The organism is Paenarthrobacter sp. NyZ202 (assembly GCF_049860755.1).
In the GTDB taxonomy this organism is placed as follows: domain Bacteria; phylum Actinomycetota; class Actinomycetes; order Actinomycetales; family Micrococcaceae; genus Arthrobacter.
Genome location: NZ_CP187556.1, coordinates 2,176,808 through 2,200,516, shown reverse-complemented (window position 1 = coordinate 2,200,516; position 23,709 = coordinate 2,176,808). Strand labels below are relative to the sequence as shown.

General features: G+C 61.6%; 27 protein-coding genes and 1 riboswitch. Of the genes, 16 read left to right on the top strand and 11 right to left on the bottom strand.

Translation table 11 applies throughout. The annotated features are described in order from the left end of the window. Window positions 1-25 precede the first annotated feature (25 nt). Window positions 26-135: riboswitch (SAM riboswitch) on the bottom strand. Window positions 136-444: 309 nt separating this feature from the next. From ACPFL9_RS10200 to ACPFL9_RS10175, 6 genes are all read left to right on the top strand, one after another. After that, window positions 445-1,800, top strand: coding sequence for a PLP-dependent cysteine synthase family protein (locus tag ACPFL9_RS10200; protein WP_426007406.1), 1,356 nt, complete (start codon window positions 445-447; stop codon window positions 1,798-1,800). Further along, entirely contained in the window at window positions 1,797-2,903 is a 1,107-nt protein-coding gene (locus ACPFL9_RS10195) for an NADH:flavin oxidoreductase/NADH oxidase (protein ID WP_426007405.1), read from the top strand. The genes ACPFL9_RS10200 and ACPFL9_RS10195 overlap by 4 nt, the downstream gene beginning before the upstream one ends. Window positions 2,904-2,912: 9 nt before the next feature. Then, complete coding sequence (locus ACPFL9_RS10190) at window positions 2,913-4,004, top strand: LLM class flavin-dependent oxidoreductase (protein WP_426007404.1); 1,092 nt, start codon at window positions 2,913-2,915, stop codon at window positions 4,002-4,004. Then, window positions 4,001-5,398 (top strand): NtaA/DmoA family FMN-dependent monooxygenase, encoded by a 1,398-nt coding sequence (locus tag ACPFL9_RS10185; protein WP_426007403.1) that lies wholly within the window; start codon window positions 4,001-4,003, stop codon window positions 5,396-5,398. The genes ACPFL9_RS10190 and ACPFL9_RS10185 overlap by 4 nt, the downstream gene beginning before the upstream one ends. Next, entirely contained in the window at window positions 5,395-6,435 is a 1,041-nt protein-coding gene (locus tag ACPFL9_RS10180) for an LLM class flavin-dependent oxidoreductase (protein ID WP_426007402.1), read from the top strand. Before ACPFL9_RS10185 ends, ACPFL9_RS10180 begins: the two co-directional genes overlap by 4 nt. Window positions 6,436-6,575: 140 nt before the next feature. Beyond that, window positions 6,576-7,451: an NmrA/HSCARG family protein gene (locus tag ACPFL9_RS10175; RefSeq protein ID WP_426007400.1), complete on the top strand. Its 876-nt coding sequence runs from the start codon at window positions 6,576-6,578 to the stop codon at window positions 7,449-7,451. A gap of 56 nt (window positions 7,452-7,507) precedes the next feature. On the opposite strand, the gene ACPFL9_RS10170 is transcribed toward ACPFL9_RS10175, so the two are convergent. Next, a complete protein-coding gene (locus tag ACPFL9_RS10170; protein ID WP_426007399.1) occupies window positions 7,508-8,449 on the bottom strand; it encodes a LysR family transcriptional regulator in 942 nt (313 codons plus the stop codon). A 123-nt stretch (window positions 8,450-8,572) separates the two neighbouring features. On the opposite strand from ACPFL9_RS10170, the gene ACPFL9_RS10165 reads away from it, so the two are divergent. The 8 genes from ACPFL9_RS10165 (at window position 8,573) to ACPFL9_RS10130 (ending at window position 14,396) form a co-directional block, all read left to right on the top strand. Further along, window positions 8,573-9,565, top strand: coding sequence for a DUF1852 domain-containing protein (locus ACPFL9_RS10165; protein ID WP_426007398.1), 993 nt, complete (start codon window positions 8,573-8,575; stop codon window positions 9,563-9,565). Window positions 9,566-9,585: 20 nt separating this feature from the next. After that, window positions 9,586-10,632: a methionine synthase gene (locus ACPFL9_RS10160; RefSeq protein WP_426007397.1), complete on the top strand. Its 1,047-nt coding sequence runs from the start codon at window positions 9,586-9,588 to the stop codon at window positions 10,630-10,632. Window positions 10,633-10,634: 2 nt separating this feature from the next. After that, window positions 10,635-11,207, top strand: coding sequence for a flavin reductase family protein (locus tag ACPFL9_RS10155; RefSeq protein WP_426007396.1), 573 nt, complete (start codon window positions 10,635-10,637; stop codon window positions 11,205-11,207). Window positions 11,208-11,405: 198 nt separating this feature from the next. Then, entirely contained in the window at window positions 11,406-12,026 is a 621-nt protein-coding gene (locus tag ACPFL9_RS10150) for a helix-turn-helix domain-containing protein (RefSeq protein ID WP_426007395.1), read from the top strand. Beyond that, window positions 12,023-12,370 carry a DUF6036 family nucleotidyltransferase gene (locus ACPFL9_RS10145; protein WP_426007394.1) on the top strand — a complete coding sequence of 116 codons (348 nt, stop codon included), beginning with the start codon at window positions 12,023-12,025 and terminating at the stop codon, window positions 12,368-12,370. The genes ACPFL9_RS10150 and ACPFL9_RS10145 overlap by 4 nt, the downstream gene beginning before the upstream one ends. Further along, window positions 12,367-12,582: a hypothetical protein gene (locus ACPFL9_RS10140; protein WP_426007393.1), complete on the top strand. Its 216-nt coding sequence runs from the start codon at window positions 12,367-12,369 to the stop codon at window positions 12,580-12,582. Before ACPFL9_RS10145 ends, ACPFL9_RS10140 begins: the two co-directional genes overlap by 4 nt. Before the next feature lie 137 nt (window positions 12,583-12,719). Next, the gene (locus tag ACPFL9_RS10135; RefSeq protein ID WP_426007392.1) at window positions 12,720-13,061 is read left to right on the top strand and encodes a DUF3375 family protein; all 342 of its coding nucleotides are present in this window, start codon (window positions 12,720-12,722) and stop codon (window positions 13,059-13,061) included. Window positions 13,062-13,859: 798 nt separating this feature from the next. Beyond that, window positions 13,860-14,396, top strand: a complete 537-nt coding sequence (locus ACPFL9_RS10130) for a DUF4192 family protein (RefSeq protein ID WP_426007390.1) — start codon at window positions 13,860-13,862, stop codon at window positions 14,394-14,396. 379 nt (window positions 14,397-14,775) lie between these two features. On the opposite strand, the gene ACPFL9_RS10125 is transcribed toward ACPFL9_RS10130, so the two are convergent. From ACPFL9_RS10125 to ACPFL9_RS10115, 3 genes are all read right to left on the bottom strand, one after another. Further along, a complete protein-coding gene (locus tag ACPFL9_RS10125) occupies window positions 14,776-15,441 on the bottom strand; it encodes an ABC transporter ATP-binding protein (protein WP_426007389.1) in 666 nt (221 codons plus the stop codon). Window positions 15,442-15,446: 5 nt separating this feature from the next. Then, a complete protein-coding gene (locus ACPFL9_RS10120; protein ID WP_426007387.1) occupies window positions 15,447-17,411 on the bottom strand; it encodes a hypothetical protein in 1,965 nt (654 codons plus the stop codon). Window positions 17,412-17,585: 174 nt separating this feature from the next. Next, on the bottom strand, window positions 17,586-17,774 hold the full coding sequence (locus tag ACPFL9_RS10115; protein ID WP_426007386.1) for a lactococcin 972 family bacteriocin: 189 nt from the start codon (window positions 17,772-17,774) through the stop codon (window positions 17,586-17,588). Between the two features lie 367 nt (window positions 17,775-18,141). Here ACPFL9_RS10115 and ACPFL9_RS10110 point away from each other — a divergent pair, with 367 nt between their 5' ends. After that, window positions 18,142-18,270 carry a hypothetical protein gene (locus ACPFL9_RS10110; protein ID WP_426007385.1) on the top strand — a complete coding sequence of 43 codons (129 nt, stop codon included), beginning with the start codon at window positions 18,142-18,144 and terminating at the stop codon, window positions 18,268-18,270. Window positions 18,271-18,419: 149 nt separating this feature from the next. On the opposite strand, the gene ACPFL9_RS10105 is transcribed toward ACPFL9_RS10110, so the two are convergent. The 7 genes from ACPFL9_RS10105 to ACPFL9_RS10075 all read right to left on the bottom strand — a co-directional run bounded on the left by ACPFL9_RS10105 (window position 18,420) and on the right by ACPFL9_RS10075 (window position 22,128). Next, complete coding sequence (locus tag ACPFL9_RS10105) at window positions 18,420-18,560, bottom strand: hypothetical protein (protein WP_426007384.1); 141 nt, start codon at window positions 18,558-18,560, stop codon at window positions 18,420-18,422. A gap of 343 nt (window positions 18,561-18,903) precedes the next feature. After that, complete coding sequence (locus tag ACPFL9_RS10100; RefSeq protein ID WP_426007383.1) at window positions 18,904-19,293, bottom strand: hypothetical protein; 390 nt, start codon at window positions 19,291-19,293, stop codon at window positions 18,904-18,906. A gap of 281 nt (window positions 19,294-19,574) precedes the next feature. Further along, a complete protein-coding gene (locus ACPFL9_RS10095) occupies window positions 19,575-19,880 on the bottom strand; it encodes a helix-turn-helix domain-containing protein (RefSeq protein ID WP_426007382.1) in 306 nt (101 codons plus the stop codon). Then, the gene (locus ACPFL9_RS10090) at window positions 19,880-20,218 is read right to left on the bottom strand and encodes a type II toxin-antitoxin system RelE/ParE family toxin (RefSeq protein WP_426007381.1); all 339 of its coding nucleotides are present in this window, start codon (window positions 20,216-20,218) and stop codon (window positions 19,880-19,882) included. Before ACPFL9_RS10090 ends, ACPFL9_RS10095 begins: the two co-directional genes overlap by 1 nt. Before the next feature lie 531 nt (window positions 20,219-20,749). Next, window positions 20,750-21,172, bottom strand: coding sequence for a Dabb family protein (locus tag ACPFL9_RS10085; protein WP_426007380.1), 423 nt, complete (start codon window positions 21,170-21,172; stop codon window positions 20,750-20,752). 7 nt (window positions 21,173-21,179) lie between these two features. Next, window positions 21,180-21,320 (bottom strand): SDR family oxidoreductase, encoded by a 141-nt coding sequence (locus ACPFL9_RS10080; protein WP_426007379.1) that lies wholly within the window; start codon window positions 21,318-21,320, stop codon window positions 21,180-21,182. Between the two features lie 64 nt (window positions 21,321-21,384). Continuing rightward, window positions 21,385-22,128: a FadR/GntR family transcriptional regulator gene (locus ACPFL9_RS10075; protein ID WP_426007378.1), complete on the bottom strand. Its 744-nt coding sequence runs from the start codon at window positions 22,126-22,128 to the stop codon at window positions 21,385-21,387. Window positions 22,129-22,307: 179 nt separating this feature from the next. On the opposite strand from ACPFL9_RS10075, the gene ACPFL9_RS10070 reads away from it, so the two are divergent. Continuing rightward, window positions 22,308-23,675, top strand: a complete 1,368-nt coding sequence (locus ACPFL9_RS10070; RefSeq protein ID WP_426007376.1) for an MFS transporter — start codon at window positions 22,308-22,310, stop codon at window positions 23,673-23,675. The last annotated feature ends 34 nt before the right edge of the window (window positions 23,676-23,709 follow it).

The following is a 23,709-nucleotide window of genomic DNA, read 5'->3' as shown; positions in this document are numbered from 1 at the left end:
TTCAGAGGCCGCGGTGCGGCCGGTTGACATTCGCTTGCCGCTTTTGCGGCCAGGTCTGTTTCCGGAGCACCCCGCCACACAATGCCTGAGGGTTGCCGCAGCGCGAGCCGGTCCTTGGCGCGCTGACTCTTGACCTGGGATTGAATCTAGGAGCGTGTCCAAGGAATGTACAAACCGGCCCGACGCGGGAAGTCAACCCGGGAAACACCGCGTCAAAGGGCTGCCAAGTTCGTCATTTTTCACCGATCCGGGAGTCCTGTGTGACTTTCCGTTGCGTGGGATTGAGCCGGGTTGAGTCCCGTTGAGCGCGGTGACAGAACAGCTTTGGCCCGGCCTTGAGGCTCCGTAGTGTCGTGCTATGCCAAAGCCTCCCGGGACCCTTGTGCAGGTCCACGATCCCAGCCTGATGTCCGCCACCCAGAGCTCCATCCGCCCGTTGGTCCCATGACCGTCCACGAATCAGTCCTGGATGCCATTGGCGCCACTCCCCTGCTCCGCCTGAACAAGCTCGGCGGCGGGGTGCGTCCACGCATCTACGCCAAGCTCGAGTTCCAGAACATCGGCGGCAGCGTCAAGGACCGCGCCGCGCTGTCGATGATCCGTGCGGCTGAAGAGTCCGGACTCCTGGAGCCCGGCGGCACGGTCGTTGAGGGTACCAGCGGCAACACAGGTATCGGGTTGAGCCTTGTGGCCGCGCAGCTGGGCTACCGCTCGGTGATCTTCGCACCCGCCGCCACCGCCGCCGAGAAGATCAGTTTGCTCCGTGCCTACGGTTCGGAGGTGCACTTGGTGGCTGATTTCGTGCCACGCTCGGACCCGGCCCACCTCGCTAACCGGGCGGCGGCGTTCGCAGCCTCTACCCCGGGCGCATGGCTCGCACTGCAGTACGACAATCCCGCCAACCCCGCCGCCCATTTTGCGGGGACGGGACCCGAGATCTGGGCCGACACCGAAGGGGCCGTGACCCACTTCGTCGCAAGCGTCGGAACCGGCGGGACCATCAGCGGCACGGGACGGTACTTGAAGCAGGCCAGCGAGGGGGCGGTGCAGGTCATCGCCGCCGACCCGGAACACTCCCGCTACGGCGGAGGCAACGGATCCCTCAAATACACCGAAGGTGCCGGGCATCCCCTGCACCCGGACTCCGTTGAAGACCTCTGGCCCGAGGCCTTCGACACCGCCTTGGTGGACAAATACTTCAGCATCAGCGACCGGGACGCCATCTTCACTGCCCGCCGCGCTGCCCGCGAGGAAGGCTTGTTGATCGGCGCCACCGGCGGCACAGCCCTGGCTGCAGCACTGCAACTCGCCGAAACCCTGGACGGACACCACACGATCGTGGTGGTGGTGCCGGACTCCGGCCGGAACTACCTCTCCACCTATTTCGACGACGCCTGGCTCACCTCGCTCGGCTTCCTGGAACCCACGACGCCGGAAGGAACCGTTCGCTCGCTGCTCGCCACCGCGCCTGCCGGGGTCCAGCTCCTGGCGAGTACCCTGACAGCGGCGGAGGCCGCCGTCGTACTTCATGCCCGCCAGGTGGCTCCCGCCGAACCGGCATTCCTGGTTCTGGACCGCGGCGACACCTTCGGAACCGTCCACCCGCGCGAGGTAGCGGCAGTGGTGACGCTGGAGTCGTTGAGTGCTGTGGACGATGCTTCCCCGGCCGTTACCGCGGGACTCGGGTACCGCACACTGGCAGCGGGTCTGCCCGCCCGGGAAGCGGCAGGTTCCGGGGTCGTTGCAGTGCTGGTCGATGGCCGGATATCCGCTGCGTTCCGCGGGCAGGCACGCGCATGAACGCGCCTCCTGTAGCCAAGCGAACCACCGTCAGCCTCTTTCAGCCCATCACCCTGGGACGGCGGACGTTCGCCAACCGGCTGTGGCTTTCCCCGATGTGCCAGTACTCCGCAGCGGACGGCGTTCCGGGACGCTGGCACCTGGTCCATCTCGGGGCACGGGCGTCGGGCGGCTTCGGCCTGATCTTCGCCGAAGCCACGGCCGTTTCTCCGGAGGCACGGATCTCCCTGGGCGACGCAGGGCTGTGGAACGACCACCAGGAGCAGGCCTGGCAGGACATCGTCGATTTCGTCCACGAACGCGGGGCCAGGATCGGCATCCAGCTTTCCCACGCAGGCCGGAAAGCGTCCCTGCGCTTGCCTTGGGAGGCGGCACCGGGCGCCCTGCCCCTTGAAGACGGCGGTTGGACTCCGCTCTCTGCCTCCCCCTTGGCCTTCCCGGGATCGCCCGAACCAACGCAGGCCACTGAAGCGCAATTGCAAAGGATCGTGGACGACTTCGCCTCCAGCGCCGTCCGTGCCCGCGGTGCCGGGTTCGACGTCGTCGAAATCCAGGCCGGGCATGGTTTCCTGCTGCACTCCTTCCTCTCGCCGCTCTCCAATGAACGCACGGACCAATACGGCGGCCCGCTCCGAAACCGGGCGCGGTTGTTGCTGGCAGTTGTGGATGCTGTCCGGGATGTCCTCGGCAGCACGGGCCCCTCGCTCTTCGTCAGGCTTTCGGCAACGGACTGGCTTGAGGACGGCCTCACTGTCTACGACACCGCTGAGGTATCAGGTTGGTTGCGGGAACATGGCGTGGATTTGGTGGATGTTTCCAGCGGCGGCCTCCTCCCGGCCGAGATTCCGCTCGGTCCCGGATATCAAGTGCCCCTCGCCCAGCACATCGGTGCCAAAGCGGAAGTGCCGGTTGCCGCCGTCGGACTTATCACGTCGCCGCAGGAAGCGGAAGAGATTGTGGCCTCGGGTACTGCCGACGCGGTTTTCGTCGGGCGGGCGGGGCTGGCAGACCCGGGGTTCGGGCTGCGGGCCGCGCACGAACTCGGGCACCAGCCGGCGGAAGAGCTATGGCAGAAGCAATACGTACGCGCGATCTGGAAGTAGGGGATTTCCATGAGCAAGTTTGCACTCGGTATTGAATTGGACGGCGACGGAGCCCACCCGGCTGCCTGGCGCCACGCCAACCACCCGCCGACGGAACTGTTAACGCCACAGCGCATCGCCGCCGTCGCGTCGAAGACAGAAGCCGCCGGTTTCACGTTCGCCACGTTCCGTGAAGGCACACTGCACGGCAGCCCCAACGTCACGGGACGCCTGGACACCACGGGAGTTGCGGCGTTCGCAGCTGCCGCGACGGACCGGCTGGGTCTGGTTCCGGCCATCAACACGATCCACGCGGAACCCTTCCACCTGGCCAACCAGCTCGCCAGCCTGGACTGGGCAGCGCGCGGCCGCTCAGGCTGGCTGGCCGAGGCGTTGGAGTCGCCAGCGATCGCCGCGGGCTATGGTTCTGAACCGGTCCATGACCGCAACGCGGTCCAACGCGAGGCCGCGGAGGTAGTCGCGGCTGCACGTCGGCTATGGGACACCTGGGAGGACGGCGTCTTTATCGCCGACACCGCCAACAACCGCTTCCTGGACCTCGACAAGTTCCACTACGCGGACTTCGCAGGCGAGTTTTTCTCCATCAAGGGACCGTCCATCACACCCCGGCCACCGCAAGGCCGGCCGGTGGTGTTCGGTCGTCCCGGGCAGTTGGCTGCTGAGCTGCCGGACGTCGTAGTGGTCAGTGCCGCCACTGTCGCCGGTGTCGCCACTGCAGCGGCGGACCAACGACGGCGGGGCGTCCTTCGCGTTGTGGCTGACCTCGAGATAGTGCTCGACGCCGGCACTTTCCTGGCCGACGAACGTCTCCGCGCGCTGGACGCGGCTTCCCCGTGGCCGGCAGCGCCGGATGTATTGCGCTTTGTGGGGGACGCGGGAGGGTTACGCGTCCTGCTGACTGAGCTGTCCGGCGTCGTGGATGGCGTCAGGCTGCTGCCCGGCGTCCTGGACATCGAACTGGAAGTGCTCGCCGCCGAGGTAGTCCCGGGCCTCATCTCCAACGGGGTCTTTGTTCCACCGGCCGCAGGGAGCACGCTCCGTGAATCCCTGAGCCTGCCCGAGGCCGTGAACTCGTTCGCCACCAGCAAGGAGCCAGCATGAGCATCGATTATGTCCGTCCGAAGGCCCGTATCCATTTGGCGCTGTTCCAGCCCTTCAGCCCCAACTACGACTGGAGCAAAGCCGGGCGCCTGGAGGACTACTACGACTTCGACAAGTACGCCGAACTGGTCCAAAGCGCTGAGCGCGGATTGTTCTCCACCGTGTTCCTTGGGGAAAGCCTTCGGCTCCGGGAGCACCTCGGGAAACTGAACGACATCGCCATTACGGGCCGGCCTGATGCCCTGGTGTTATACGCATACCTGGCAGCGAAGACCAGCAATATCGGGCTCGTTGCCACACTCAACACCACCTATTCGGACCCGGTGGACCTGGCCCGCCGCCTGGCCACAGTGGACGTACTCACGGCCGGGCGGGCGGGCTGGAACATCGTCACCACGGACAACGCCTGGACCGGCGGGAATTTCCGTCGAGGCCGTTTCCTGCCCAACTCGGATCGCTATACCCACGCCGAGGATTACGTCGCTGCGGTGCAGGAACTCCGGGACGGCTTCCCGGCCGGCTCCATCGCGTCATCGCGGGACGCAACTGCGTGGTCGTCCGAACCCCGGCACGTCCGGCGGGCAGGAAAGTTCAGCAGCATCGACGCCACACCGCAGGTTCCGGGAAGCCCGCAAGGCCAGCCCGTGTACTTCCAGGCCGGGGATTCCGCCGAGGGCCGGGACTTCGCCGCACGTCGGGCCGAAGGAATCTTCACCCACCACATCGAATTCGACGACGCCGTGGCCTTCACCGCCGATATCCGGCGTTGCGCCCGCTCCTACGGCAGGCCTGGCGACGACATCAAGATTTTCCTCGGTGCCAACCTGGTGGTCGCCGAAACCGACGCCGAAGCCATCGAAAAGGCCGCCTACTATAAGGAACTCGCCCTCAACGACCGCGCCGTCCTTCAAGCGATCGAGAGCGTGTGGGGCACGGACCTTTCTGCGCTTGACCTGGATGGTCCCCTGCCCTCCTTCGACCCCGTGGCCTCCCGTCAAAGCCACACCCACGGCATTCTCCACACCGGCCATGAACCCACAGTGAAATCGCGGCAGTGGCGGGCGCTGGCCGAAGAGCGCAGTTTCAGCATCCGGCAGTTGGTCCATCACCTGTCGGAGCGGCGGGGGTTCGTTGGCTCGGCCTCCACGGTCGCGGACCAGTTGGCGCACTACGTCCGCTCGGATGCCTTTGACGGCCTCAACGTCACCCCGCATGCCTTCCCCGACGGGCTGGGCGACGTCGTGGATCTGCTGGTTCCCGCGTTGCAAGAGCGAGGCGTCTACCCCTCTGCGTATCCGGGAAGCACCCTGAGGGAAAACCTCGGCCTTCCCGAAACCGTCGCCCACCGTGTTCCCGAACTCTCCCGACCCGACCTGGAAGAAGCAGCCTCATGAGCAACCTCACGTCCATCAGCTTCCTTACGCCCGGAAACTATCCGGACAACGATCCCAGCCGCGGCCTTGAAGAAACCCTCCAACTCTTCGAACTCGGTGAGCGGCTGGGGTACAACGGCGGCTGGGTCCGTCAGCGGCACCTGGAACACGGCATCTCCTCGGCCACGGTCTTCCTCGCGGCAGCCTCGCAACGCACTTCACGCTTGGAACTGGGCACCGGCGTCATCCCGATCGGCTACGAGAGCCCGTTCCGGCTGGCTGAGGACATCTCCACAGCCGATGTCCTGTCCGGCGATCGCCTTCAGATCGGCCTGAGCGCCGGCACACCGCCTCACGCGGAACTGCTGGGGGACAAAGTGTTCGACGGCGACTGGCGCACTTTCGACGTCTCGCACCGCCGGATCGAGCGCTTGTTGGAGAACCTCGAAGGCACTTTCCTGGGCGGTGTGGACACAGTCATCCATTCGCCGGGAAACGTCCAGCGACCCCGCCTTCAGCCCTACAGCCCCGGGTTGCGGAACAGGATCTGGTATGGCTCAGGCTCGGCGAAATCCACGGAGTGGGCCGCCGCGCAGGGGGTGAACCTGGTGGTGGGAAACATTGTTTCCGGGGAGTCCAGTGATGTGTTCGCCGAGGCGCAGGGCGCGAATATATCCCGCTACCTGGCCGGCTACCGCGGCACCCAGGCGCCGCGCGTCGTCGTCGGGCGGGTGGTGGTCCCGCTTGACGGCGCCAGCGTAGAAACCCGCTTACGCTACCGCGCCTATGGCGAGAGCCGGTTCGAACGAACCCTGCAACCCCACGGCGAGCGCCGCACACTGTTTGCGCCTGACCTTGTGGGCACCAGCGAGCAGATCGTCGAGGCGCTCCTGGCCGACCCGGTGGTCGCTGAAGCCACGGAGCTCCAAATCAACCTGCCCTACGAGTTCTCTGTTGAGGATTACGTGCAAATCCTGACGGACTTCGCCAACAGGATCGCCCCTGAACTGGGGTGGCTGCCGCAGGTCACGGCCCCGGCGGTGGAGGTCACGGCCTGAGGCTGGCCGCACCGCCGGTAACAACAGGAGCCCGACGGCGAGTGGTCGCCGTCGGGCGTGAGCACGACAATCCCTCCGGACGGGGTGGGTTGTTCCTTCCGTCCCGGGTCAAACTTTCTACCCGAATGGGATACTAAGCCATGGCCTATTCCTCGGGCAGTGAGACTCCTGGTGTGGTGGCAGTGGTGGGTGCGACCGGCCGGCAGGGATCGGCCGTGGTCCGTCACCTCCTCAAGGACGGGTGGCACGTACGCGCCCTGACCCGAAACCCATCCAGCGACGCTGCACACGCCCTGCGCGCGCTCGGCGCTGAGGTCCAGCAGGCCAACACCGAGGATCCCGGCTCTCTAAGGACGCCATTCGAAGGGGCTCACGGGCTTTTCAACGTCCAGAACCCCATGACCAGTGGAATCGACAGCGAAATCCGGCAAGGCAACAACGTGGCGGCGGCCGCAGCTGAAGCGGGCATACGCCACGTGGTGTACGGGGCTGCAGGGGTCAGCGATCAGCCGACAGGCGTCGGCTCCTGGGACTCGAAGCTTGTCATCGCCCGGCGTTTTCGCGAATTGGGACTGCCACTCACCGTGCTCCGACCAATGGCATTCATGGAACTGATGACGGACAGAGGTTTTTACCCACAGTTTTCCACTTGGCACCTGATGCCAAAGCTGATGGGCCCTGCCCGGCCCGTGGGCTGGCTGTGCGTTGACGATTTGGGCGCCATCGCCGCCAGGATGTTCGCCGACCCTGAACGGTGGAGGGGCGCGGTGCTGGGACTGGCATCCGACGTGCGGTCAATAGATGAGTGCCGCACCCTATGGCAGGAACAGACCGGGCGAAAGCCCCGCGGGCTGCCGATGCCGGAGAAACTGTTTGAACGGTTCGTTGGGAAAGACCTCACCACCATGTGGCGATGGCTGCGCACCGGGCAGTTCGATATGAGTACGCAGGCAACACGCGAGGTCCTGCCGGAAGCCCGGACCATTAAGGAATGGCTGATACAGCGACCACAGTGAGCGGTGCTGAGCAGGGCCGGACCCCGAAGGTTTGGGGGCCGCCACTGGGCCTGCAATCAGTCGAGCAGTGCTACGCCGAACTCAGCGACGACGGCCCGCAATTCCTGGAGGTAGCGCTGGGCTTGGTCGGTGAGCGGAATCGAGGCGTGGCCGATCCAACCGATCTCGATGCGTTCATCAACGTCAAGCGGGATGGCGACGATCTCCGGGTCGAGTTGGCCGCTGATAATACCCGTGGAGATCGTGTAGCCGTGGAGCCCGATCATGAGGTTGAAGATCGTGGCACGGTCAGAGACCCGGATCTCCTGCTTGCTGGACAGGGTGGAGAGAATTTCCTCGGCGAAGTAGAAAGAGTTATTCGCACCTTGATCAAAAGTCAGCCGCGGCAAGCCGGCGAGATCGGCGAGGGTCGCACGCTCTTTTGAGGCGAGCGGGTTGTTCCGTGAAATGAAAATGTGAGGATCGGCGAGGAAAAGCGGTGTGAACGCGAGCCCGGAATCCCGGAGCAGCTTGTCGATGACCTTCCGGTTGAAATCGTTCCGGTAGAGGATGCCTATCTCGCTGCGGAGCGTCCGGACATCCTCGATGATGTCCCAGGTGCGGGACTCACGCAGCGAGAACTCGTATTCGGCTACCTCCGCGGCCTTGACCATCCTGACGAAGGCATCCACCGCGAACGAGTAGTGCTGCGTAGACACCCCGAGCAGACGTCGCGTTGGTGGCCTGCCAAGGTAGCGCTGCTCGAGGAGGGCGAACTGCTCGACGACCTGCCTCGCATAGCCGAGGAACTCCACCCCGTCGGCGGTGAGGGTAACCCCGCGGGCGGAGCGAACCAGGAGCGCACGGCCTACCCTGGCCTCAAGGTCCTTCATCGCTGCGGACATTGTGGGCTGCGCTACGTAGAGAAGATCGGCAGCAGCGGAGATGGATCCCTCCGCTGCAACTTCTATGAAATAACGGAGCTGCTGCAGGGTCAGTCCGCTCGAAAGCTGTGGCATAGGAAAACTCTATATCAACTCATAGTGACGCCTAGTTACCCGATACCTCCGGAAGGGTTGCACCATGGATACATCCCCTTTTGAAAGGCCGTCTCCGGCCGATCATCGATAGATTGGCAGCACATGGCAGACGACTTCACCTTCAGCATCACCACGACCCGCTTCGACGAGGACTACACCCCGTCGGCAGACTCCCGGATTACGACGAACTTCGCCAACCTCGCTCGGGGCGAGCACCGCCAGGAGAATCTCCGCAACGCCTTGACCATGATGCGGCGCCGCTTCAACGATCTCGCAGACTGGGACAACCCTGACCGGGACCGCTACACCGTCGAGCTTGAGATCGTCTCCGTGCAGATAGAATTTACTGCGGAAGGCACGGATCAGCGGTTCCCACTGTTCGAGGTTCTCGACATCCAGATCGTCGACCTGCACAACGGGGTCCGCCACCAAGGGATCGTAGGGAACAACTTCTCCTCCTATGTCCGCGACTTCGACTTCAGCGTAGTACTGCCAGCGGCAGCTGCGGACTCAGGCAAGCCCACCGTTCCCGAGGACTTCGGCGATCTTCACGGCAAACTGTTCCAGCACTTCCTCAACTCCCCGGAAGGCCAGGAACGCTTCCCGCAGCCGCCAGTGGTCTGCATCAGCGTCTCCACGAGCAAGACGTACCGGCGAACCGGGAACCATCACCCGGTCCTGGGCGTCGAGTACCAGCAGGACGAGTTCTCGCTGACGGACGCGTACTTCGCAAAGATGGGGCTGCAGGTCCGCTACTTCATGCCACGCGGCAGCGTTGCGCCGCTCGCCTTCTATTTCCGCGGCGACCTGCTCAACGACTACTCCAACCTGCAGCTCATCGGCACGATCAGCACCATGGAGACGTTCCAGAAGATCTACCGCCCGGAGGTCTACAACGCGAACTCCGCCGCCGCAGCCGTCTACCAGCCGAGCCTGGGAGAGCAGGATTACTCGCGGACCCAGATCGCTTACGACCGCGCCGAACGCAGTCAGCTCGCGGTCACGCAGGCGAAGTACACGGAGGAGCACTTCATCACGCCCCACAAGGACCTGTTGGACCAGTGGAACGCCCAATACCCCGCTCTCGTCAACTGACCCACGGAGAATCGTCAATCATGAACACACTTTTGCCTACCACCGTTGTCGGAAGCCTGCCGAAACCATCGTGGCTTGCGCAGCCGGAGACGCTTTGGTCCCCTTGGAAGCTGGAGGGAGATGCGCTGCTCGAGGGCAAGCAGGATGCGTTGCGCATTGCCATCCACGAGCAGACCCGGCGCGGCATCGACATCGTCAGCGATGGCGAGCAAACCCGCCAGCACTTCGTCACGACCTTCATTGAGCATCTCAGCGGGGTCGACTTTGAACAGCGCAAGACCGTGCGTATCCGCGATCGCTACGATGCCAGCGTGCCGACCGTCGTCGGACCGGTTCGCCGCGAGCAACCGGTATTCGTCGAAGACGCAAAGTTCCTCCGCGCAACCACCGACCGGCCGATCAAATGGACTCTTCCGGGTCCCATGACGATGGTGGACACGCTCTACGATGACCACTACAAGAGCCGCGAGAAGCTGGCCTGGGAGTTCGCCGCGATCCTGAACGAGGAGGCCAAAGAACTGGAAGCGGCCGGCGTGGACATCATCCAGTTCGACGAGCCCGCGTTCAATGTCTTCCTCGATGAGGTCAAGGACTGGGGCGTGGCTGCGCTTGAGAGGGCAGCAGAAGGACTTCGCACCGAGACCGCCGTGCATATCTGCTACGGCTACGGGATCAAGGCGAATAATGAGTGGAAGGCGACGCTCGGCTCACAGTGGCGCCAGTACGAGGAATCATTCCCGCTGCTGCAGAGCTCCAGCATCGACATCATCTCGCTGGAATGCCAGAACTCGCACGTGCCCATGGACCTCATCGAACTCCTCCGCGGCAAGAAAGTCATGCTTGGGGCCATCGACGTCGCAAGCGAGACCATCGAGACCCCGGAAGAGGTTGCCGACACCCTCCGCAAGGCCCTGCAGTTCGTCGATGCGGACAAGCTCATCCCCAGCTCCAACTGCGGCATGGCACCGTTCCCCCGGGACGTCGCACTGGCCAAGTTGAGTGCTCTCAGCGCAGGGACGAACATCATCCGTGAGGAACTCGCCGGCTCCTCCCCCAGGGTGTCCTAAGGATGTTTCACGCCTACCCCACTGACACGTGGCTCAACGGTCCACAGCAAAGCTTCCCGTCTTCCCTCTCGGCAGAAGACTTCAAAGCACTGTTCCGTGGCCACCCGGGCGGTGTCGCCGTCATCACGGCGGATGCCGGTGAAGGACCGGTGGCACTGACGGTATCGTCGGTGGTCTCGGTGAGTGCGGAACCTCCGTTGCTGATTTTCTCGGTCTCGGCATTGTCCTCTGCGTCCGAGGTGCTGTCGCGCGCGGAAACCGTCGTCGTGCACCTGCTGGACGCGCACGACGTCGACCTGGCGAAGTTCGGAGCGACGCCCGGCGCCGACCGCTTTGACCAGACGCACCGCTGGTCCGCCTTGGAAACCGGCGAAGCGGTGTATGACGATGTCCGCGCTTGGGTGCGCTGCGCCGTCGTCGATCGCATGGAGGTGGGAACGTCCACGATCATCGCCGTTCACGCCCTGGAGTCCCGCGTGATGCGTGACGTCCAAGTCGGCGAACCCGGCGATGCCTTGGTCTACCACAACCGTTCATGGCACCGCTTGGGCGAGCATTCCAAGCTTGCGGGCTGAGCGCCGGGCTTAGTCCGGGGCCGAAAGCCCATCTGTTCACGACGGCGGGAGGATACCTCCCGCCGTCGTCCTCGTTAACGTCGGAGCGGCCATCGACTTCCTGAATGGCCAGGAAGCAACTCTGACTGGCTTCAACGCTGGTCGCTGGCATCCAATTGTCACCACTCGGTGACACAATGATCGGGAAGGGAGTGCACCATGACATCCAGGACCAGCATCAGCTCACCGGCCTCAGCCGGAGCGATCATCCGTACCCGCCGCCAGGAACGCGGGTTCTCCCAAAAGGCCCTCGCCGACAAGGCAGGGGTGTCCCGAAAGTTCCTTATAGATCTCGAAGCCGGTCATGAACGCCCCGAACTCGGCAAAACCCTCGCCGTCATGGCGGCCCTTGGCCTGTCACTGGAAGCCACCGACCCCATCCCCCGCGGCAGCGACCATGACCCCGCCCGCCGCGACTACACCCAAACCTTCAACGAACTGATTGCAAGCCGCGACTTCGAGTTCGCCATCAAGATGCTCGCCGACTACGCAACCGGCTCTCTCAGGGCCGGCAGACCGCTTCTTCAACGAAGCCCCCGGCTCAGGGACCCGCATTGGTCCGCCGCTCTCGCCGGCATCACCAACTACACTGCCCACCGGCTCGGCCAGACTGCACCGTCCTGGACCAAACGCATCAAACCCCTCGACGCGGCATGGATGCCAGCAGAGTCCTACCGGCACGTCCGCGAACCCATGAAGCAACTCACCATGTCCGAAACACCGGAAGAACTCGCCGCCATGAACGTCTTCATCCGCGAACGTAGCCTGGCCGCCGCATGAGCGCCGGAGAAATCAACGCAGCACAAATCCTCGCCCTCCTCCAAGAACTCGGCCGCCGCCTGCAACAGCGCGACATCCACGGCGACATCAAACTCGTCGGCGGCGCAGCCCTCATCCTCCAAGGAATCGACAACCGCCCCACCGCCGACATCGACGCCAGTTACGCCGACAAGACCGCTGTCGACGCCGTCGTCGCGGACATGGCCGCGGATTACGACCTCGCGCCCGGCTGGCTCAACTCCAACGCTACGGCTTTCCTCCCGGAGAACGCCGGCTGGGTCAAATCGAACACCTCGACGGACTTACCATCCAAGCAGCAGACCCCGAAACACTTCTGGCCATGAAGATCGCCGCCGAACGGGACAAGGACATCCTCGACATAGCCCGGCTCCTCCGCCGGCTCAACATCACCAACGCCAGCTACGCTGTCGACCTCGCCTACAACAAATACGGCGAGCACTCCATTCCCCTGTCCGCAGGCCGGGACAACTACCTCATCGTCGTCGACGACGCCCTCGATGCCGCCACCACCCTCGAGCCCGAAGCCGAGGAATGAATCATCGACCATGCAAGATCGGCGCTTGATGAATACGGAATGCCGTTTAGCTCAGTAATGGGCGGAAATGGCGCACCTTGGACCCTGGAGAGTGATGCATCGCTTCCTGTCGGAGTGATAGCCATTAGGATAAACCGGTGAGCATTCTGCGCGCCGCTCTTGAGGCCCGCCGCCTCCAGGCGTCGGATCCCGCTTGGGCCATGCTCCGCGCGCGTAACGCTCCGGTCGCGATCGCGATCCTCGAAAAGCAACTCGGCGGTGACGTCTGGCGAGTCCCTGCTCCGGTCCTCTTCGAACGGACCGAGGACGACCTTGAAGAGCTTCGCTCCCACAGCTTCGAGCTGCCCCAAACAGCCCAGCAGTATTGCGCCGAATGGCGCTCGGCAGGGATCCTCATCCGTCGCGCGGCCGAGGACGCGCGAGAGGAGACGCTTGAGCTCTCCCAGGTGCGCTCAACGGGCGACCATCTTGGTCGTTGACATCGGTAGCGAAGCAGACCAACAGTTTGCCGCACTCGCAGCACTAAAGCGTGAAACTCCAAACGTACTCCTCATCAAAGGCGCGTCCGATGCTGTTCCAAGACTGCCGCGATTCCCCGATCCAACCCCAATGCAGTGCTCGTTGGTGCCGTCGAAGCACGGCTAATCGACAGCGCCAAATATGGTGAGCTTGCCAATGCGCTCAGAGCACGCAACGAGGCTGTACACCGGAAAGCGTCGGTCCACATAAAAGAAGCAACCCGCTATGTCACTCTGATACTCGACGTAGTTAAATCGTTGCCAATGGCTGAGGACTCGGCTCAACGCGACTAGAACTCGGTCTCACCCTGCCATTCACTGGCATGTTCAAGCTGCTTATGGACAAGACAAAACATCTCAACTCCACCTCAACATCATTACGGATCTATGGTTCAGGGTTGATATGGCAAAGAAGTGTCGACTCTGTCAATATCCATTAGGGCATTGTGAATGCCGCGGGGCCCGACTCCCATAAAACCGTCCGACGTGCCGCAGCCATCTTATGAGTGATAACGAATCTGAACCAGCAAGCTAGGCATTGCGGCCCGTAGTTCTAAGGCAGGTGCCTGGAACGCGCAACTGGGATCATGCCGCTTCGCAGCTTGACACATGCTTCCCACCAGCGCGCCAGGATCTTCCGGGTGCGCCTGTCGTTCGGTCTCATGCAACGGTTGCGATTTTCGACGCCGGGATGAAGCGGCCCTGCAGCTCAAATATCCGCGCCACGCATCATGGTCCCGGACGCATGTCCGCCCATGAATGAGCACACCTAGATCGTCAGACGAAGTCGGTCATGAATACGCTCACCACAAAGACCCCGCCGACCTGCTCAGCTTCATCGGCCACACCCTCGGGTTCTGGCCACCAGAAAGCCTCGTCTGCATCACCCTCGACAAAAGCAAAGTCGGCGCCACGCTACGCATCGACCTCCCCAAACAACCAGGCCAGGAGATCCACTTCGCCCGCATCGTCACCGCCTACCTCGAGCAAATCCTCTTCGCCCAAACGGACTCAACACCGAACTGGTCACGCATCGAATGGGCCAAGGACTTGCTCCTTCACGTGTACACCAGGACCAGCCCGGAACACGCGGCACCCATCCTCACCACTATCAGCTACATCAACTGGTGGGAAGGCAGAGGATCCAAAGCCCACCAACACCTCCAACTCGCCCTCGACACCGACCTCGGCGACCGATTCGCACGCCTCACCGACCACACGCTCGGAGCCGGCATCATGGCAGACTGGAACACCAACAAAAACACCGCCGAAAGTATCCACCTTGAGATGCCCTGACCTGGAGGTGTCTGGCTAACGCGGAGCCGTCGGCTTGCGCCTGATTACTGGGGCACAAACGAGTGACGTTACAGCTCGACGGAAATGCCTATATCGGTGCTGAGCTCGTCGATGCCGTGACCGCGAGAGAGCTCGGCTTGTCCAGGCTCGTCTGAACAGATGGAGCCATTCGCCTCAGGACTGAAAGCGCCACGACTGCGAACGACACGACAAGTTGTGGGAACGACAATGCAGAAAATGTGCCCGCAACCCATCGGCTGCTGACCGGACCTGATGAAGATTGCCAACGACAGCGGCGGACGACCTTCCTTCAGCCACGTCTTGCTCTTCCGCGTCAAAGGCCCAGATGCTGGCAAAGCCAGCTTTCCAAAGTCTCCGGTCAGTCCGGCTTCGCTGACCCCGATTCCGGTTCGCCCAGCCGCAGAAGGTCATCACCGGCAGCCATCAGATCTTCATCGTGTGTGGCTACAACTACCGTGGCACCGCGCCGGGCCTCTTCCTTGAGGAAATTGATCACAAGCTCACGATTTCTGCGATCCAACGACGCTGTCGGTTCATCGGCAAGGACGATATCAGCCGCGCGAAACATTGCCCGCGCCAGTCCAACACGTTGCTTCTCGCCCCCGCTCAACCGCGCCGTTTGCTCCTTGCCACGACCGGACAAGAGAACATGCTTGAGGACATGTTCCAGTCGTTCACGGTCGGACTGAGGTAACCCGAATACACCCCGGCGCCCAACTGTCACGTTGTAGCCGACACTGGCTTCTTCAATGAGCCCATAATCCTGGAAAACGAAGGCAACGTGATTTCTCCAGAACCGGCGCCGTTTGGAATCATTCCATTTCTTGGTCTCTTGGTCGCCGACGACCACGCGACCACTCTCGGCCCGGCTCAATAGCCCGAGAACGTTCAACAGCGTTGTCTTGCCACTTCCGCTGCTGCCGGCAAGAACAAGCATGCGCCCTGGTTTGGCTTCCACAGAAACCGAGTTCAAAACGGACTTCCCATCAATGACCACAGAAACACTGTCAGCCAGCAATTGCATCTGTTCTATCCCCTTCGTGCGAGCGTCGTACGGAAAGTAGTCGTAGCCGCCCACTGATGCATGGACCAGGCAACAGCGAAGTAGGCCAGCGGCGCAAACGCGGAAATCCACATGCTGGAGGGATCCTGCATGTCGAATGACAAGGCCATGACAACTCCGAACAACGTCGCTGCGATCGACTCCCATAGAAGCCTTGGCAGGAGTATGGAGCTCCACGAGTTCCCGGCCACGCGTTGGACGAACCAACGGCGCCGCCGTAGGAGTGCGAAGATCCAGGCAGTTACTGCCACACACATCACGAGCGCCAGCGCGGCCAAGGCTACCGCCGATGCTCCCAATTGGGCGTTCCTTTGCTTGGATTGCGCATCGTAAAGGCCCAAGTCGGCTATTCGATCAATCGAGAGGATGGCTGCCGTCATGTGCCGTTCCTTCACGAGCTGAGAAACTCGTTCAGGATCCGTGAACACCACATTGCCACGGCTCACCGCCGACGCCAGGAAAAAGTTGTCGAACTGGGCCACGTCTCTAACCGCCAGAATAAGCGGGTGCTTACCTACCGCGAGCGTCCCTGCCATGCTTCCTGACACCACAATGTCCACGTCGCTGGTGTTTTCGTAGATTTGAACGTCCGGTCCCTGACGGTTCAGAGTCCAGAGCCTCAGAGTTGGGGCCAATTTGCCCTTGACGGATTCCGGCAGGTCGTCGAGTGATTGCACAGCGGTGACGGGACCCCACGATGCACCTCTGGCCCCATTGACGGAATCAAGGTACCGAAGATCGGTGAGGATAAGACTGTCGTATCCCATAGTCTTCAAATCCCCGAGGGCAGCCTCATCGACAAGATTGACTGTATTGGAACTCAGGGACATCGAAAACAGGGCGGCACCGTTGCCTACCATGTCCCTTGTCAATCCTGCGAACGCTACCTCTTCGGCTTCGCTTGGACGGTTCGCGATGCGGAGGGTCACGCCATCCCCCATGGATCCCCATGTCGCTCCTAGCGAACTGGCTGCTGATGCATTTGTCACAATGCCGGATACAGTGGGCAAAATCGCAGCCACGATCATCACGGCCACTACTTTCAGCAACTCGCTGAAAGCCCATGAACCCCTCTCAGACGGCCGGCGCGCCGCGATGTCACGGACAGCGGGAAGAGTGAGCAGTCCCAGGAGCAGAGCCACAACGGCTGTGAACGCCGCCAGAACACCCGTAAACAGCGCCAAGGTGGAGATGAAGTACGCGAGCCGCCCAAAGCCTGCCGCCAACACCACGACCACAGCAATCAAATAGGCGCCTAAAGCCGGCAGTGCCAACGCCCCAAACAACGAACGTAGGTCTGCGAATACAACATGCGATAACCGCATGCCAGCCATGATGCGCAGCTCCCGACCTCGGGCTCGCAGCACGTACCACGACAATATCGTCGCCCCCAACAACAAAATGGCCGCAGACATCGGGACCCATGCCCCGACAGTGAGCAGCGCGTAGGCCAGCAACCCAAGAGATGTCTTCTCGGTAAGTACAACATCGGCTTTCAATTCGTTGCTCATCCAAGTCCGGAATGACGCAGCCTGTATAGGGCTTGCGGAAAGACCGTAGACGCCATTAAGTGACGTGATGCCGAGATCGCTGGATTTGCTCATCGAACCACTCATCGTTGGTGAGAACCAGTCAATGTTGGTGTTCTGGATCTTCTCTGACCCGAAGGAAAAAACAACGCGCTTGTTGAGGAAATCATCTGGCGCACTTGCCACACGTACGATGCCTACTCCAGTTGCATCGGCGTAGGAGTCCAGCTTGGTAACTATTTGATCTCTGGACAGCGGGCTTCCGTCGTAACGAACTGAAGCAACAAAATCAGAATCCGGCAGTCCATCAAGATCCGCTGCAGCTGTATAGACACCAGCGACCAGCGCAATCAGCGCCGCGATCGCCGCAGCCGCAAACCGGACCAAAATCTTCAACATCATTGCACCCTACGGCCGGTGCTGCAACGCACCTGCCTGCGCTGCAGCACCAACCCCTCTTCAGCAGCCGTTGATACCGTAGTAGGCGCGATTGTTCTGGAAAATCGTCGTCGGCTGGGAGTTGTTTGACCACGTACCTGCAAGGGCGTTCGGCGATGACGAATAGCCCCAATCGTTCTAGGTCGACGAACTATGGCACAGGTTTTGCTGGAAGTAGTCTGAATACAGATGCACGCCGCCGGTGACGCCGTAATTCCAACCTCCTCCTTCGGCCGGATAGAAGGTGGAAGCTAGCGCAGCCCCACCTCCGGCTACTGAAAGACCAAGCGCCAATACACTACCTGCAATGCATCGATGAATATTCATGATGAATCACCGCGTTAATATTTCTCGTATGTCCCAACACAGCCCAAATTCTGCGCCGGCATCCATCGTTAGATCACCAAAGAGTCCCTCCACCACCCGTCCCTCGAGGCGCTACGGGACCGCCCCGATGCCTGGAGGAAGCGTAAACGCAGGTGAATGGAAGGATCAAGCCATACGAATCACATTTTTCTAATTGGCTGGAAAATACTTCAATTTGTGCATTTCCCGGCAAATTCGCATAAGTGGTGCAAGGACTGATTTCGTGACGGGATGCCCCAAAAGTTTCTTTATATTACCTAAAAGCCCGCCATCCACGCCCACGCCCGCCCCCATTAGCTGCACATACCAGACGCCCTATCCTGATCGCATGACCAGCCACGAGCGGCACCCATCGCCTTCACTGCGTCCGCGACTTGACGTGGTGCTGGCCACAGCCGTGCCCGCGCTGCCGGGCGAACGCTCTCCCGGGCGGCAGCTGGTATGCCCCGAAGTTTGATGGCGACCGCTGGCTGATGGTCGCCGATGAAACTGTGACTCTCTGGCAAGTAACCTCACGATGACCTTTCCAGATCTGATGACCGCCAATGCGCACCAGTTCCCTGAAAGCTGCATCGTCGACGGCGAGCCCGTCACCGGGAACAACGACTAGCTGGACTTCGACGCCCTCCAACGAAGAATGGTCACAGCCAAAGCTGCCTTGGCCGCGCTGATGTCCACGTGGCCTGCATCCTTCGCGGCCGCGGACGTGCTCGCTGTGGGCGGAAGGACACGGGGTCTGACCGTCATCGCCGCAATTTTGATCCAGAATGAGATCTCTGCTAACTGCCATCAAGGGCCAAGGACAAAGCTGCGCGCCGTTAAGCGGTCAGCTTCCTCGCGGAGCGGAGCAAAGCGCGCAGTTCATCTATGGCGATCGGCATTATTGCTTCCAACCCTGGGTCTGCGCCCAAAAGTATGGGTATCTCTTTGCACTCTTCAACTGCAGAGTCCCAGTCAGATTCGACAGGTGAAGTTCCCGATGGTCGGCAACTGCACGCCCCCGACACGGATTACGGGTGACATAGCCCAGCATCTCTGCCGTGTTCATCGAAGCTGAATTGAGGCCGCGCACATTCTTGATCGTCTTGGGCTACTGTCCCTTGGCCATCATCGAATTCACCCAGTACGCAATCATCCGGTAGTCCAGCTTGTCGACAGGCACGTGGCCGATGACCTTCTGCACATGAAGGTCCAACATGGTCTGGTACGTCTTCACGGTCCCTCTCGACGGTCGGACCAGCAGGTCGTTGTGCTCTTGGATCACTTCGCCGACAGTCGGAATTACCGCCCTGTTATCCAGGAGTGCTTGCTGCGCGATTTCGACGGATTGGCCAATCGCATCAAGCAACCGTTTCAGAGTTTCGGCCTCGGACTCGGACTCGACGGTGATGCCCTGTTGCTTCCGGACCTTGGAGTCGCGCCAGACCGCCATGAAGGACGAAGAGCCGTCCTTTTTGACGCGTTTCCGGATACTAGCCACAAAAAAATGCTAGTTCGGTAACAACAGATTTTGAGGTTTTGTCAGCAGTCAGGGGCAGATTGGCCCTGACCTGCGACAATACGGTGCCCGAGGTGGGACTCGAACGCGATTTCTTCCCTTGTTAGTGCTGGGAAGCGGCGGAAACATGCGGAATCCGGGCCAGTCCGGCCCAAGTGCAACCCGATCCGAAGCCCAGGGTGTGCACATTGTGCACACCCTTATTTCCTCACCTCGTCGTACGGGCAAGACGGCTACAGTCGCCGATCGCTCCCGTCGGTTCGTCAGGCGATCTGGATTCGTTCGTCGCCGAGTTCAACCTCGACGCGAAGCCGGCCGCCCAGCGCCTCGACATATTTCCGCAAGGTGTCGACCTGGGCACGATCAATGTCGCCGTGTTCGATGCGAGACACCCGGTTCTGGCTTACGTGCAAACGCCCAGCCAGCTCAACCTGCGTCAGCTCCGAGGCTTCGCGGAGTTCCCGAAGACGGTAGGCCCGGACTTCATCGAGCATGCGCTTCTTGTGGGCATCCACAGCAGTCCGATCAACAGGACGCTCTGCCAGTAGTTCCTCAATGGATTTCGCCACTATGCCTCTCCTTTCAGGATCCTCAGATGATCGTCGAATAGGTCATCCGCAATCGGAATGTTCGTCTTGTACCACTTGGTCCAGTTACCCGCCTTGTCCCCCGCCACTAGCAGGATCGCCCTCCGCTCCGGATCAAAGGCAAATAGGATTCGCAGTTCCGATCGCCCGCTTGATCCCGGCCGCAACTCTTTCATGTTCCTATGCCGTGAACGAACCACCGTGTCGACCAATGGACGACCAAGTTGAGGTCCGCGCTCGGCGAGAAGCTCTAACGCAGCAACGATCTGCTCATACGAGTCTTGGTCAACACCTAACAACCACGGCTCCACGAGTCCCACGTCGACAGTCCACATCGAGTCCCATCGTACAACTCAGGCGTTCTACAACTCAAATGCTATATTGCGGTCCGTCACTTGTTGGATTTGCAGGATCGACGAGCCGTCATTGGCATGAGGGTTGTGTCCAGGCAGTGCGTCGCCGAGGATACGACCCGTTAGGCGATGATGTCGTCGTGCTCTGGGCGAGGATTCATGCATCCCCAAGGCGCTTCAGCAGCCCGGCGTCGTGGCCTAAGACAAAGTCCAGGCCCGCGCTGATTTCTTGCCTACGCCGGTGACGCGGGGCGTCCGAACCGGCAGCTTGACCAAGGGGTCAGACAACTACTCACCCACACGTACATACGAACCAGCCCCGAACACGCAACACCAATCCACACCACCATCGGCTACATCAACTGATGAGAAGGCAGAGGATCCAAAAGCACACCCACACCCTCCTGTGGTTGAATGTGTCCCACTGAGAAGACCCATTAGCTATTTCGTTAAATCTTTTCATATTTGTTCTGTGTTGGTAAGTCCCCTCACCACGGGTCAGCCCTGCTTTACGGGAAAGTCAAAGACGAGAATGCCGTTTGGCTGCAGGTGCGGACCAACGAACTGCTTGAACTCGTGGTGCGCTCGGTCATAGCAATCAGGATCGGTGATCAGTGGCTCGCCAAGATAATAGTTTCTATCTCCTTCTGAGCCGAACGTGACGATGAAACCCTGCTCGAGCCCGCGGTGAAGGCCTTCCGGGCTGTTCTGGGGGCCGGACTCGATACTGAGGATGTACGTCTGTCCGCCCCTGGTGGATGTCCGCAGGGCATGAAACCGGTCTTCGATCTCCTGACGCTGGGCCTGGGATGTTGTCTCACGGAACTGGAACAGGACGATGTGCTTGATCACGCCTGGCCGGTAATGGGGCGCAGTGATGACGGCGTCACGTGGGGCTTCCGGGGTTGATGCTTCTGTCAATGCATACCTACTTTGCTGTCAGTCCGCCGTCGATTGTATAGATGCCACCGGTAGCGTAAGCGGAATCGTCGCTGGCCAGGTAGACCATGATGCCTTCGACGTCCGCGGCAGTGCCAGCCCGCGTCGAAAGGACCTCGCGAGTTGGCATTTGATGACAATGCCTGAGCCAAACATTGTCATCAAATGCCATCTCGCGGGGGCGGGAAGGGGATTTACTGGGCGGCGTCGAAGCCAGCGAGCAGCCGGCGCGAGGCAGTGACCATGTGCGAACGCATGCTCTTTGTCACAGCTTCGGCATCCCGGGCCTTCAGCGCCGTGTAGATAGCCCTGTGTTCCTTGAGTGCGGCTTCAGCGTGCCCTTCGTCGGTGAGGGCCCGGTCCACCCAGATCCGCAGCAGGGAACGAATGCTCTGGAGGAGCTCCTCCAGGACCGTATTTCCGGAGGCAGTGGCGATCTCCCGGTGAAAGGCTGCGTCGGCCTCGACGAAGGCCGCCAGGTTGTCCAGGTTCTTTTCCATGGCGTCCAAGTCGGCCCGCATCCGCTCCAGGGCTTCGTCGGTGATGCGAAGTGCCGCCAGTTCGACGGCCTGGATTTCCAAGCCGCTCCGAAGTTCCACGAGCTCCCGCGTCCTGGGCTCCCCCAGCATCAAACCCCAGCTAAGCGTCCGCGGCAAGAGCTCGGAGACGCCGTCGCGCAGATACGTTCCGGAACCCGGCCGGACGATAACGATGCCGAGGATCTCCAAGGCCGCCAGGGCTTCGCGGACTGCTGACCGCCCGACGCCCAAGGACGCTGACAGCTGACGCTCCGCGGGAAGGCGCGTCCCGGGCGCGATGTCGCCGCTGGTGAAGTACGCGAGCAGTCGCTCAGCCACTTCGGACACCACGGAACCCTGCTCCATGGGGGCCAAAGCTGCCGTCATTTGGGCCGCTGCGGCGGCGGGGTTTACAGGCATCTTCACAGCGTAGCAACCGGATGACCAATCAATACTCATCAACCGGTTGACCAATTTAGCTTCCAGGCCTATGGTTTAAATCACAAGCTTCGCCAGGCTGCGCCCCAAGCGGCCTTCGCATGAGTCAGCCCCCGAATCCAACGCAGGATCAGTGGGGATACCAACATCTAGGAGTCAATGTGGACACCACACAATCGGTGGTAGAGAAATCCGCAATCAAGAAGGTGGCTATCCGGCTGGTGCCGTTCGTCGCCTTGATGTTCTTCATCAATTACCTGGACCGGACAGCCATCTCCTTCGCCGGCCCCAACGGCATGAACCAGGACCTCGCCCTTTCCGCGGCCCAGTTCGGCTTCGCGTCCGGGGTCTTCTTCATCGGCTACATCCTGCTGGAAGTCCCCAGCAACCTGGCCCTCCACAAGTTCGGTGCGCGCCGCTGGCTGGCCCGCATCATGGTCAGCTGGGGCATCGTTTCCCTGCTCTTCACCTGGGTAGGCAACGTTGAGCAGCTCTACATCCTGCGCTTCATCCTCGGTGTTGCCGAGGCCGGTTTCTTCCCCGGCGCCATTCTCTTCCTGAGCCTCTGGGTTCCCTCCAAGCACCGCAGCAAGATCCTTGCCCTCTTCTACCTGGCACAGCCGCTGACCACTGTGATCGGTGCTCCCCTGGCCGGTGCACTCATCCAGCAGCACGGCGTGTTCTTCGGCCTCGAAGGCTGGCGCTTCATGTTCTTCGGCGTGGCGGTGCCCGCCATCGTCGTCGGTGTCATCGCCTGGTTCTACCTCGCTGACAACCCTGCCAAGGCCAAGTGGCTCACCGCCGAGGAAAAGACCTGGCTGACCGGTGCCTTGGAGAAGGAAAAAGCCCAGACCGCAGCCAGCAACAAGCACGTCAGTGTCCGCACCGTGTTCGGCAACGGCCGCGTCTGGATGCTCTCCCTGATCTACTTCGGCTTCATCTACGGCCTCTACGCCTTGGGCTTCTTCCTTCCGACCATCATCGCCGGCTTCGAAGGCCTTTACGGCGCCAAGTTCGACGTCTTCCAGAAGGGCCTGATCACAGCCATCCCGTACCTCCCGGCAGCGTTCGCCCTGTACTTCTGGTCCAAGGACGCCACCAAGCGGGGCGTGAAGACCTGGCACATCGCCCTTCCGGCACTCATCGGCGGCCTCAGCATCCCGCTGGCCCTCTTCGCAGGCTCCCCCGCAGCGACCATCGCCGTCATCACCATCACGGCCATGTCCATCTTCGCGGCCCTGCCGAACTTCTGGACCGTACCCACCCAGTTCCTCACCGGCGCGGCAGCTGCCGCAGGCATCGCCCTGATCAACACCGTGGGCAACCTGGCAGGGTTCAGCGCCGGCTACATCACCGGCTGGCTCAAGGACTTGACCGGCAACTACACGGTTCCCATGTTCGTGGTGGGCGGCTTCATGTTGCTCTCCTCGATCCTCATGGTGGTCCTCAGCCGCCAGGGCAAGACTTCAGAGGGTGTAGCCGCCGAGGCCCTGGATCCCCAGGGCGCCGGGCACCACGTCGAGCCGTAGCCGCCCCACAAGCCGGGGCGCCCTCCCGAAGGGC

Bases quoted from the DNA above. Each gene is read 5' to 3' on its own strand.
- ACPFL9_RS10150 (WP_426007395.1), top strand. From the start codon at position 11,406: ATGACATCCAGGACCAGCATCAGCTCACCGGCCTCAGCCGGAGCGATC.
- ACPFL9_RS10200 (WP_426007406.1), top strand. From the start codon at position 445: ATGACCGTCCACGAATCAGTCCTGGATGCCATTGGCGCCACTCCCCTG.
- ACPFL9_RS10180 (WP_426007402.1), top strand. From the start codon at position 5,395: ATGAGCAACCTCACGTCCATCAGCTTCCTTACGCCCGGAAACTATCCG.
- ACPFL9_RS10075 (WP_426007378.1), bottom strand. From the start codon at position 22,128: ATGCCTGTAAACCCCGCCGCCGCAGCGGCCCAAATGACGGCAGCTTTG.
- ACPFL9_RS10160 (WP_426007397.1), top strand. From the start codon at position 9,586: ATGAACACACTTTTGCCTACCACCGTTGTCGGAAGCCTGCCGAAACCA.
- ACPFL9_RS10170 (WP_426007399.1), bottom strand. From the start codon at position 8,449: ATGCCACAGCTTTCGAGCGGACTGACCCTGCAGCAGCTCCGTTATTTC.
- ACPFL9_RS10165 (WP_426007398.1), top strand. From the start codon at position 8,573: ATGGCAGACGACTTCACCTTCAGCATCACCACGACCCGCTTCGACGAG.
- ACPFL9_RS10125 (WP_426007389.1), bottom strand. From the start codon at position 15,441: ATGCAATTGCTGGCTGACAGTGTTTCTGTGGTCATTGATGGGAAGTCC.
- ACPFL9_RS10155 (WP_426007396.1), top strand. From the start codon at position 10,635: ATGTTTCACGCCTACCCCACTGACACGTGGCTCAACGGTCCACAGCAA.
- ACPFL9_RS10115 (WP_426007386.1), bottom strand. From the start codon at position 17,774: ATGAATATTCATCGATGCATTGCAGGTAGTGTATTGGCGCTTGGTCTT.
- ACPFL9_RS10120 (WP_426007387.1), bottom strand. From the start codon at position 17,411: ATGATGTTGAAGATTTTGGTCCGGTTTGCGGCTGCGGCGATCGCGGCG.
- ACPFL9_RS10145 (WP_426007394.1), top strand. From the start codon at position 12,023: ATGAGCGCCGGAGAAATCAACGCAGCACAAATCCTCGCCCTCCTCCAA.
- ACPFL9_RS10105 (WP_426007384.1), bottom strand. From the start codon at position 18,560: ATGACGGTCAGACCCCGTGTCCTTCCGCCCACAGCGAGCACGTCCGCG.
- ACPFL9_RS10175 (WP_426007400.1), top strand. From the start codon at position 6,576: ATGGCCTATTCCTCGGGCAGTGAGACTCCTGGTGTGGTGGCAGTGGTG.
- ACPFL9_RS10185 (WP_426007403.1), top strand. From the start codon at position 4,001: ATGAGCATCGATTATGTCCGTCCGAAGGCCCGTATCCATTTGGCGCTG.
- ACPFL9_RS10190 (WP_426007404.1), top strand. From the start codon at position 2,913: ATGAGCAAGTTTGCACTCGGTATTGAATTGGACGGCGACGGAGCCCAC.
- ACPFL9_RS10110 (WP_426007385.1), top strand. From the start codon at position 18,142: ATGACCAGCCACGAGCGGCACCCATCGCCTTCACTGCGTCCGCGACTT.
- ACPFL9_RS10140 (WP_426007393.1), top strand. From the start codon at position 12,367: ATGAAGATCGCCGCCGAACGGGACAAGGACATCCTCGACATAGCCCGG.
- ACPFL9_RS10195 (WP_426007405.1), top strand. From the start codon at position 1,797: ATGAACGCGCCTCCTGTAGCCAAGCGAACCACCGTCAGCCTCTTTCAG.
- ACPFL9_RS10130 (WP_426007390.1), top strand. From the start codon at position 13,860: ATGAGCACACCTAGATCGTCAGACGAAGTCGGTCATGAATACGCTCAC.
- ACPFL9_RS10080 (WP_426007379.1), bottom strand. From the start codon at position 21,320: ATGCCAACTCGCGAGGTCCTTTCGACGCGGGCTGGCACTGCCGCGGAC.